We start from the raw sequence: 9,115 nt of genomic DNA on the forward strand, positions 1-9,115 counted from the left end.
GTCTCTAGTGATATCCCATCCGCTTCGTCGGCTGCCCACCCGGTCCGCTCGCGTCGGGGTCGGGCAGGGGTGCATCCGGGCCGGGGCTCGCCGCCCGATGCGGTCGCGTGGGTGCCGACGCCGGGTCTCCGGGCCGGTCCGGGCCCGGACGTGGCGCCGGCCCGGGCTGGGTGCGCGGCGTCGAATGACGCTGCGTCGGATGGCTGTAGGCGGGTCGCCCCAGATCGGGGAAGGACATCGTCGGTTCGGCATGCACGGGACGTTCACCACCGAGGCCCGGTACGAGAGTGCGCCCGCGCAGTGTCGTCGCGGTCTGTGCCAGCCCGAGTCCCAGCAGCACGGCCACCACGGTGAAGCCGATCCACAGTGTCGTCGGCAGCAGCACACCCAATGCCGCGCCGAGTACCCAGCACAGCTGCAACACGGTCTCCGACCGGCCGAACGCCGACGCCCGCGACTGCTCGGGCAGGTCGTCCTGGATCGACGAGTCCAGGCAGACCTTGCCGATGGCGCTGGTTCCCGACGCCACCAGCGCGGTCAGGGTGGCCAGCACGATGTTGCCGAACACCGCTGCGAGCGCGGCCATCACGAAGCACGCGGCCGTGGAGTACAGGACGATCTTCGACGGATTGCGCAACGTGAGCCGGGTGCCGACGCCGTTGCCGATCATGTTGCCGACGGCCGCGGCGGCGCCGACCGCGCCGAGCAGGCCGAGTTGCTTCCAGTCCGAGTGCACGCCCTGCTGGGACTTGGCGTAAAACGCGATGTAGAGCGTCAGGAATCCGGTCAGGATGCGGATGGTGCCGTTGCCCCACAACGCGGCAACGACCTTGCGGCCCAACGGCTGGCGCATCTTGGCGGCCAGCGCCTTGGCGCCGCCGCGCACGCCGGCCCGCCCGCGTGAGGTCGGCGGCTCGCCGTGCGGGGCGTGATAGGTCAGCGTCGCGGGGATCTCGCCCTCGGTGACCTCCACCCACGCCGGGATGCGCATACACAGGTAGGCGCCGTATGCGGCGATGATCGCCAGCCACAGCATCGCGCCCGGCAGATGCCACGGCAATGCCTTGGCCAACAGTATTTCGAAGAGCCCGGCGACCGCGCCGCCGATCATCGTGCCGCCGATCAGGCCGAAGGTGGTCAGGCGGGAGTTCACGCGCGGCAGATCGATCGTCGGGGGCACCACGCGCGGGGTGACCGCCGACTTGAGGACGCCGAACGACTTGGACAACACGAGCAGCCCGAGCGCACACGGGTAGAGCACCCACGGGTCGTAGTTGAGCTGATCGGCGATCGGATCCCAGCTGACGTTGGCCATGATCAGCAACGCCAGCACCACGCGCGCGGCGAAGGTGGCCGCCATCGCGATCCGGCGTCCCTGCTGCAGGCGGTCGAGCAGCGGTCCGATGAGCGGGGCGATCAATGCGAACGGGGCGATCGTCAACGCCAGATACATCGCCACCGACACCTTGGACTGGCCGGTGGCCGCCGAGAAGAACAGGGTGTTGGCCAGCGCCACCGCCATCGCCGCGTCGACCGCGAAGTTGACGATCACCGGCAGCGTCAGCGCCGTCAGCCCGGACTGGTCGGCGCCGTCGGCGGTCGCGGCCTGGTGGATCTTGCCGAGGCCCTTGACGGTGAGCTGGCGGCTGCGCATCGCGGCGACGCGGGCGACGGTGATCTTCTTCGGCACGTCATGCTGCTCGGGATCGGTGGGCAGCGCCTGCGTACGCGACCGTTGGGCACCGCCGGCATCGTGCGGATCGGTGGGGGCGTCGTCGAGCGGCGGCAGGTGCGGATTGTGCGTTCGCGGAGGCAGATAGGCCTCGCCCCGGTTGCCGCCCGGCGGATTGCCGTGGGTACCGACGCGCGTGGGCGTGGCCCGACGACGCGGCCCGTCGGCGGGATAGTTGGCGGCGCCGGGGTGGTCGACGGGGTCGCGGTGGGTACGCGCGGCACTCTGCGGCTGCGATGCCCCCGCGTGCCCTGCGGCGTTGTCCTTCGGCTTCCGTCCGATCACATACCAATTGTTCCTCATCGCGGTCCCGGAGGCCCGGACGGTGTCGTTCGGAAGTGTCGCCGGGCGATGTGTCACGGATCCGGCCGGTGAGGCACACTGGAGGGCGTGACTGGAGTAATGGACGGTACGCGGTTGCTCGATGCCGTCGAGGTCGCCCGAGGCGCGCTCGTCGAGGACGGGCACGAGCCGGGGGCTCATCGTCAGGCGGTCGCCGAAGGCGAGTGGGCGGCGGCGCACTACTTCGATTCGGACCTGCCCGGCTACCGCGGATGGCAGTGGTGCGTGGTGGTCGCCGGTGCGCCCGGCACGGATGTGGTGACCGTCAGCGAGGTCGTCCTGCTGCCCGGTGAAGGGGCTTTGCTCGCGCCGGAGTGGCTGCCGTGGAGCGATCGCGTCGCCCCCGGTGATCTTTCCGTCGGTGACATGCTCGCCGCCGGGCCCGATGATCCGCGGCTGGTGCCCAATCACATCGACACCTCGACTGCTGTTGTTCCCGGGGTCGCCGACGAGTACCCGGCCGACGGTGTCGAGGCGTCGGCCCCGGACCCGGAGGATCTGGCCGAGGTGGCCGGCGCGCTCGGCCTCGGCCGCAAACGCCTGTTGAGTCGCGAGGGGCGCGATGCCGCCGCGCAGCGCTGGTACGACGGCGAGCACGGTCCCGGCGCGGAGATGGCGGTGGCCGCTCCGTTCCCGTGCTGCACCTGCGGCTTCTACATCCCGCTGTCGGGTGCGCTGCGGGTCGCTTTCGGGGCATGTGCCAACGAGTACTCCGCCGACGCCCAGGTGGTCTCCGCCGAATACGGGTGCGGTGCCCACTCCGACATCGTGGCCCCGAGTGGTGAGGGTTCGCCTGCCTACGATGCCTTCGACGACGGAGTCCTCGAGATCGTCGCGGTCGGTGCGGGCTCCGGCGGCGAGTCGGACGCGCAGTCCTGACCCCAGATCTGTCCGGCCCAGATATGTCCGGTCCAGATCCGATCGGCCCGGACCCGTTCGGTACCGCGGCTGCGCGTGCGGCGACGTTGTCGGCGTGGCGGGAGTCGCCGACCCGGCTGGCCGAAGATGTTGCCGCCGAGGATGATCTGGCGAGTGTCGGCTACCGCGATCGGCTGTTCGTCGAGCTCGTCACCAATGCCGCCGATGCGGCGCGGCTGGGCGGGATCGTCGGGGAGGTCGCGATCTGGGCCGACGGCGACGGCGTGCACATCGCCAACACCGGGGCGCCCCTGACCGATTCCGGTGTCCGGTCGCTGCTCGCATTGCGGGTGTCGGCCAAGGTGCCCGACGATACGGGCGCGGTGATCGGCCGCTTCGGGGTCGGATTCACCGCCACCGCCGCGGTCGCGGCGACCGTGGAGATCCGCTCGGTCACCGGCGCCATCCGATTCGACCGCGCGCTCACCGCCGATGCGGTCGCCGACGCGGGAATCATTGGGGGCCCGCGGGTTCCGCTGTTGCGCCTGGCCTGGTCGAGTGCCGGCGCGCCGCGCGCGGGCTTCGCCACCGAGATCGTCCTCGGTCTCGCCGAGGGCGTCGTGCCGGCCGACCTACTCGCCGCCGCCACGGCACAGGCGGCCGACCTGCTCCTCGCACTGCCCGGGCTGCACCGGATCACCGTTGCCGACACCGTCTTCGAGATCGATCGCACCGATCGCCCAGATCGCCCGGCTGACGGATTGGCGCCGGGGGTACGGGCGTACCGGCTCGTCGTCACCGTGGCGACCGGCGGGGGACCGGCCGAGCAACGGTCGTTCACCGAGGTCGAGCACGGGCCGTCGCGGTGGCTCGTCGCCGATGACGGGCAGCCCGTGGGCACCGGCCGGGACGTGTTGTGGGCGCCCACCCCTACCGACATCGAACTGTCGCTACCCTGCCGGCTGATCGCCCGGCTCGCGCTCACCCACGACCGTCGGCATATTCACCCCGACGCCGACATCGCCAGTGCCGCAGCAGGTTACGTCGACCTGATTCGCCTGGCCGAACCCGCCGACAGCCTGGCGCTCATCCCGCGGCCACACCGCGCACGAGGTGGTGACGACGCCCGGCTGATCGACGCCGTCCTCGACGAACTGCGGGCCGCGGCCTGGCTTCCCGGCACCGACGCGACGACGCTGGTGCCGTCACGTGCGGCGGTGCTGGTCGGCCTGAGTGCGGAGCTGGCCGACGTCCTCGACGACGTGTTCGCCGACCTCGTCCACCCCGACCTCGCACTTGCTCAACATGTTCCGCTCCTCGAGTCGCTGGGCGTCACCCAGATCGGGCTCGCCGAGGTGGCGCAGCGACTCACCGGCGTCGAACGCGACGCCGGGTGGTGGGGCCGGCTCTACGCCGTGCTGGCACCGCTGGTCGCGACCGCGGTCGACGTCGAAGAGCTTGCCGCGCTGCCGATCCCACGCACCGACGGCCGGATGAACATCGGTGCCCGCGGACTGTTCACGACGCATGCCGTGCAGACGCCGTTGCGCTGGATTCGCACCGTCGACCCGGTGGCCGACCATCCGATCCTGGAACGACTGGGTGTGCAACGACTTTCGGTTGCCGACGCGCTCGCCGACCCGGTGCTGCAGACCCTCGTCGAGGAGGCGGCCGAGTCCGTCGAGGACGGCGACGGGGCTGATTCCGGCGCCGCAGGGCTGGCCGACGAGGTCCTCGCATTGATCGTGGCCGACGCCGCGGCACCGGTTCCGGAGTGGCTGTCGCGACTGCCATTGCCGACCGGCGATGGCGAGTGGCGCAGCGCCGATGAACTGCTTCTCGCCGACTCCCCGTTGGCCACGGTACTCGTCGACGACCATCCGTTCGGTCTGCTCGACGACGGCTTCGCCGAGCGGTTCGGTGCCGATGCGGTGCGCCGCCTCGGTGTCGGATGGGGCTTCTCGGTGGTGCGCGACGAGTTGCCCACCGGGCCCGATCACGAACTGCCCGATGAGGAGCAGTGGTGGGATGCGTCCTCTGATGGCCCGGAGGCTCCCGAAAGATTCAGCGCCGTCCGCGATCTCGACCTGGTCGACCCGGATCGGTGGCCGACGGCGTTGTCGCTGATCGTCGGTGACGAGTCCTCGGCGCAGGCCCTGGGAGACCGTGGTGGTTACACCGCATGGTGGCTGCGTCATTTCGCCGAGGTCGACGGGCTGTTGCTGGGGGAGTATCGGGCGCCGTCGGATATGTCGCTGGCCGGCGTCCTCGATCCGCTCGACCATCCGCTGGCCGACACGCTCGCACCGGCCCTCGCGGCGCTGCCGCCCGAATCGGCCGACGAGGCATCGCTGTTCCTTGCGCGCGTCGGTGACGAGGAGTGCGCGGTCGCGCCCGGCGTCGCCCGGGGCATCTATGCCGCAGTGGTGGCGTCGTGCCGGTCGGGTGCCATCGGCTGGGCCGACATCGACGATCCCGGCGGTGTGCGTGTGGTGTCCGGGGGTGTTGCGGGGACTCAGGGCGTCACGGTGCCGGTGATACTCGACGAACCGTGGTGGGCGCAGGCCGTCGACCCCGACCTGCTCGTCGTCGGACCATCCGATGCCGAGGCCGCCGGCACGCTCGCCGACATCCTCGATCTCCCGCCGGCGTCGGAGGAATTCACCGCCGACCCGATCGATGCCGGGACGTATACGACGGCGGCCTCGACCGAGGTGGTGCTGTTCTCCGCGGAGACCGGGCGGTCACCGGCGGGCGAGGTTCGTATTCACGATGACCTTCGAATCCTGCTGTCGCGGAACGGTTCGTCGGGTGCGCGCGAGGTCCGGGTGCGCTGGTGGGTTGATCGGCACGGTGTCACGCATTTGTCCCGGCGTCGCGACTGACCTGCGCGGACGGCGCGTCGATACCGGTGGTCAGCAGTGCCGCGAGCTGCCGGTAGGCAGCTGCGTCGCCGAGTCCCGTGGTCGCGGTGACCTCGCGACGCTGAATCCGGCTCATCATGGTCGCGGCCATGTCGGCGGCGAAGGCGGCGTTGACGTCGCGGAATTCGCCGGCGCGCACGCCCGCGTCGATCAGCTCCCGCACTCGGCGCGCGGCGGTCGCGGTGTTGCGCTCGTACAAGTCACGGGTCGGACCGAACGCATGTAGGTCGCTCATGAACTCCTCCGACGCCGGCGACAGCTCCTCGCCGACCGCGATCAGGTAGTCCACGACGGCCACGCGCGGAGACCCGGCGGCGGCGACGTGCGCCTCGACGCGCTCGGTGGCGGTGCGGAAGAAGTGCGTGACGGTCTTGGTGACCAGCTGTTCCTTGCTGTCGGCGAGGGTGTAGATCGTCGACTTGGAGCAGCGCAGCCGGGTCGCGAGATCGGCGACCGACAGATGCGCGAAGCCTTCCGCCAGCAACAATGCGAGAAGGTCGTCGAACAATGCGGCGCGTCTGCGCGTACCGAAGTCGGGGTGCTGTGGGCCGGCCACGGACTCTCCTCTCGTTCAGCGGGCCGCGATGTCGGCAAGTTGGGGTGCCGATGGTGTTCCCGCTCTCCGAATAGTACCGTAGACCGTACTTGGGTACTGATTTGAGAATGTTGTGAACGAGAGGTTCCGGATAATGGCTGTTGACCGTCTGCTCCCCGACGACGAGGCGCGTGACCTCATCGCGTTGACCCGCGACATCGCCGACAAGCGGCTCGCCCCGATCGTCGACGAGCACGAGAAGGCCGAGACGTATCCCATGGGCCTGTTCGCCGAATTGGGTGCGGCGGGTCTGCTCGGATTGCCGTACCCGGTCGAGTGGGACGGCGGCGGCCAGCCGTATGAGGTGTACCTGCAGGTGCTAGAGGAACTTGCGGCGCGGTGGGCTGCGGTGGCCGTCGCGACCAGTGTGCACGGTCTGGCGTGCCACCCGCTGTTCCACTTCGGTACCGACGAGCAGAAGCAGCGCTGGCTGCCGGACCTGTTGAACGGCAAACTCATCGGCGCGTACAGTCTGTCCGAGCCGCAGGCCGGATCGGATGCGGCTGCGCTGAACTGCCGTGCCGTCCCTGCCGATGGCGGTTACCACGTCACCGGTACCAAAGCGTGGATCACGCACGGCGGTATCGCCGACCTCTACAACCTGTTCGCGCGGACCGGCGAAGGGTCCAAGGGGATTTCGTGCTTCCTGGTCGCCCGCGACACCGACGGACTCACGTTCGGCAGGCCCGAGGAGAAGATGGGCCTGCATGCGGTCCCGACGACCTCGGCCACCTATGACGACGCCGTCGTCGATGCCGACCGGCTGATCGGTGTCGAGGGGCAGGGCCTGCCGATCGCTTTCTCCGCCTTGGACTCCGGACGTCTGGGTATCGCCGCGTGTGCCACCGGACTGGCCCAGTCCGCGTTGGACGCCGCGATCGAGTATGCCCAGGAGCGGACAACGTTCGGCCGCAAGATCATCGACCACCAAGGTCTGGGTTTCCTGCTCGCCGATATGGCTGCGGCCGTCGACTCCGCACGCGCCACCTATCTCGATGCCGCCCGGCGCCGTGATGCGGGGCAACCGTATTCGCGCGCCGCCGCCACCGCGAAACTCGTTGCGACCGATGCCGCGATGAAGGTCACCACGGATGCGGTGCAGGTGCTCGGCGGAAATGGCTACACCCGCGACTTCCGGGTCGAGCGACTGATGCGTGAAGCCAAGATCACCCAGATCTTCGAGGGCACCAACCAGATCCAGCGTCTGGTGATCAGTAGGGCGCTGGCACACGGCTGAGCGCCCATTCACTATGGAGTTGTCAAGGTACACAGTGGCTTCCGCAGAAGCACGGTCCGGGCGGCCACAGTCAGGTGAAGACAGTCAGGTGACCACAGTCAGGTGGCTGATGTCACGCAGCTGATTTCAGGCAATCGGTTTCAGGCAGCGTCGTCGAGGCGTAGTGAGCGTCGGTTGTAGGCCGGTAACGGTCGTCGTCGGGGATCGACCGTGGCGGGCGGGATGAGCCATGGGTGCCGGTCGAAGCCCATCACGACATCCCACCCACTATCGTGGACGTCGTGGTGGCAGCTGGTGCACAGCAAGCAGCCGTTGTCGAGGTCGGTGGCCCCACCGTCAATCCAGTGCTCGAGGTGGTGCGCTTGGGTGCGTGACGCGGGCGCGCCGCATTTGACGCAGCATTTGTCGCGCAGCAGCAACGCTTTTCGTTGCGTCGGGGTGAACAACCGCTTCTCGCGACCCACATTCAGCGGCACTTCGTCGCCGTCGACGATGACCACGGTGATCCCTGCGTCACAGCCGAGAGTTTTCGCGGTGGCGGGCGTGACCGAGCCCATGAACTCGAGTGCGGAAAGCTTCGGGGTGTCGGCCGGGATGGTCAACAGCACTCCACCAGTGGGTTTGCACGACACGGTCTCATCGGCGAGGCCCTTTTGGGCGAGTTCGAGGATGGTTTCGAGAGCGTCGGCGCGTTTGCGTTCGGCCGGCCGTGGATCGTGCGAGCCGTTGGGTTGAGGCTTTGGCGCGGACAGTGTTTCGACGAGGCTGTGCAGTTTCTCCCCGGCGACCGCATCGAGGTTGGCGCGCACGTCGAGGCGTCCGTCGCTGGTCTTGTGGTAGCCGAGTTCGTTGACGGTCTTGTCTTCGGCGGCAGGTATGCCACCGGTGTCGTCGGCGAGAGTGTTGCCGAGTTGGTGTGCGTGCTTGCCGATTTCGGCGGGACTCATCCCGGACAGTGCTTGGGAGACGAGTGCTCGGGTGTGGTCGCGGCGTTGCTCGGGGGTGACGGGTTCGCCGGCGCGGGATTCGATGTGGGTGAGTCCGCGGACGACGGCGTCGGCGTGGTCGAGGGACACCGACCCGTAGGCGCTGTGCTTATGCAGTCCGTCGATGTTGTCGGCGGTGCCGACGTGGACGAGTCGGCCCGCGACGGCCGGGGCGAATCCCATGGTGATCAACAGTTCTCGCACCGATCGGCCTTGGGGTGCGGTCATCTTGAGGCGGTCGAACTCGCCGGTCAGGGTCGCCGCGTAGTGATCGAGCATGTTGCGCAACGTGTTCAGTTGCTGCATCGCGGCGAAGGCTTCTCGTGAGGTGAGGTCTGGACTGTAAGTACGGTCATCGAGAAGTCCGATAAGGTGCCCGTACAGTTCGGCGGAAAGAGTGGTGGTGTCGTCGATCATGGATTCCCCCCTGGATGATCTTGC

At 68.9% G+C, this 9,115-nt stretch carries 6 protein-coding genes; 3 read left to right on the forward strand and 3 right to left on the reverse strand.

Annotated features, from left to right (window positions below; genetic code table 11):
• Window positions 1–4: 4 nt before the first annotated feature.
• The gene (locus ACLQ3C_RS19355; protein WP_425706718.1) at window positions 5–2,017 is read right to left on the reverse strand and encodes an MFS transporter; all 2,013 of its coding nucleotides are present in this window, start codon (window positions 2,015–2,017) and stop codon (window positions 5–7) included.
• 117 nt (window positions 2,018–2,134) lie between these two features.
• Here ACLQ3C_RS19355 and ACLQ3C_RS19360 point away from each other — a divergent pair, with 117 nt between their 5' ends.
• On the forward strand, window positions 2,135–2,953 hold the full coding sequence (locus ACLQ3C_RS19360; protein ID WP_425706726.1) for a DUF3027 domain-containing protein: 819 nt from the start codon (window positions 2,135–2,137) through the stop codon (window positions 2,951–2,953).
• Between the two features lie 23 nt (window positions 2,954–2,976).
• A complete protein-coding gene (locus ACLQ3C_RS19365; protein ID WP_425706719.1) occupies window positions 2,977–5,817 on the forward strand; it encodes a sacsin N-terminal ATP-binding-like domain-containing protein in 2,841 nt (946 codons plus the stop codon).
• On the opposite strand, the gene ACLQ3C_RS19370 is transcribed toward ACLQ3C_RS19365, so the two are convergent.
• The gene (locus ACLQ3C_RS19370; protein WP_425706720.1) at window positions 5,789–6,412 is read right to left on the reverse strand and encodes a TetR/AcrR family transcriptional regulator; all 624 of its coding nucleotides are present in this window, start codon (window positions 6,410–6,412) and stop codon (window positions 5,789–5,791) included. The genes ACLQ3C_RS19365 and ACLQ3C_RS19370 overlap by 29 nt on opposite strands.
• A gap of 133 nt (window positions 6,413–6,545) precedes the next feature.
• Here ACLQ3C_RS19370 and ACLQ3C_RS19375 point away from each other — a divergent pair, with 133 nt between their 5' ends.
• Window positions 6,546–7,688, forward strand: coding sequence for an acyl-CoA dehydrogenase family protein (locus ACLQ3C_RS19375; RefSeq protein WP_425706721.1), 1,143 nt, complete (start codon window positions 6,546–6,548; stop codon window positions 7,686–7,688).
• 140 nt (window positions 7,689–7,828) lie between these two features.
• Here ACLQ3C_RS19375 and ACLQ3C_RS19380 read toward each other — a convergent pair whose 3' ends face one another.
• Window positions 7,829–9,091 (reverse strand): DUF222 domain-containing protein, encoded by a 1,263-nt coding sequence (locus tag ACLQ3C_RS19380; protein ID WP_425706727.1) that lies wholly within the window; start codon window positions 9,089–9,091, stop codon window positions 7,829–7,831.
• Between the last annotated feature and the right edge of the window lie 24 nt (window positions 9,092–9,115).

The organism is Gordonia sp. DT30 (assembly GCF_049844915.1).
GTDB lineage: Bacteria > Actinomycetota > Actinomycetes > Mycobacteriales > Mycobacteriaceae > Gordonia.

Coding starts and splice junctions, on each gene's coding strand:
- ACLQ3C_RS19360 (WP_425706726.1), top strand. CDS start 2,135: ATGGACGGTACGCGGTTGCTCGATGCCGTCGAGGTCGCCCGAGGCGCG.
- ACLQ3C_RS19365 (WP_425706719.1), top strand. CDS start 2,977: ATGTCCGGTCCAGATCCGATCGGCCCGGACCCGTTCGGTACCGCGGCT.
- ACLQ3C_RS19375 (WP_425706721.1), top strand. CDS start 6,546: ATGGCTGTTGACCGTCTGCTCCCCGACGACGAGGCGCGTGACCTCATC.
- ACLQ3C_RS19380 (WP_425706727.1), bottom strand. CDS start 9,091: ATGATCGACGACACCACCACTCTTTCCGCCGAACTGTACGGGCACCTT.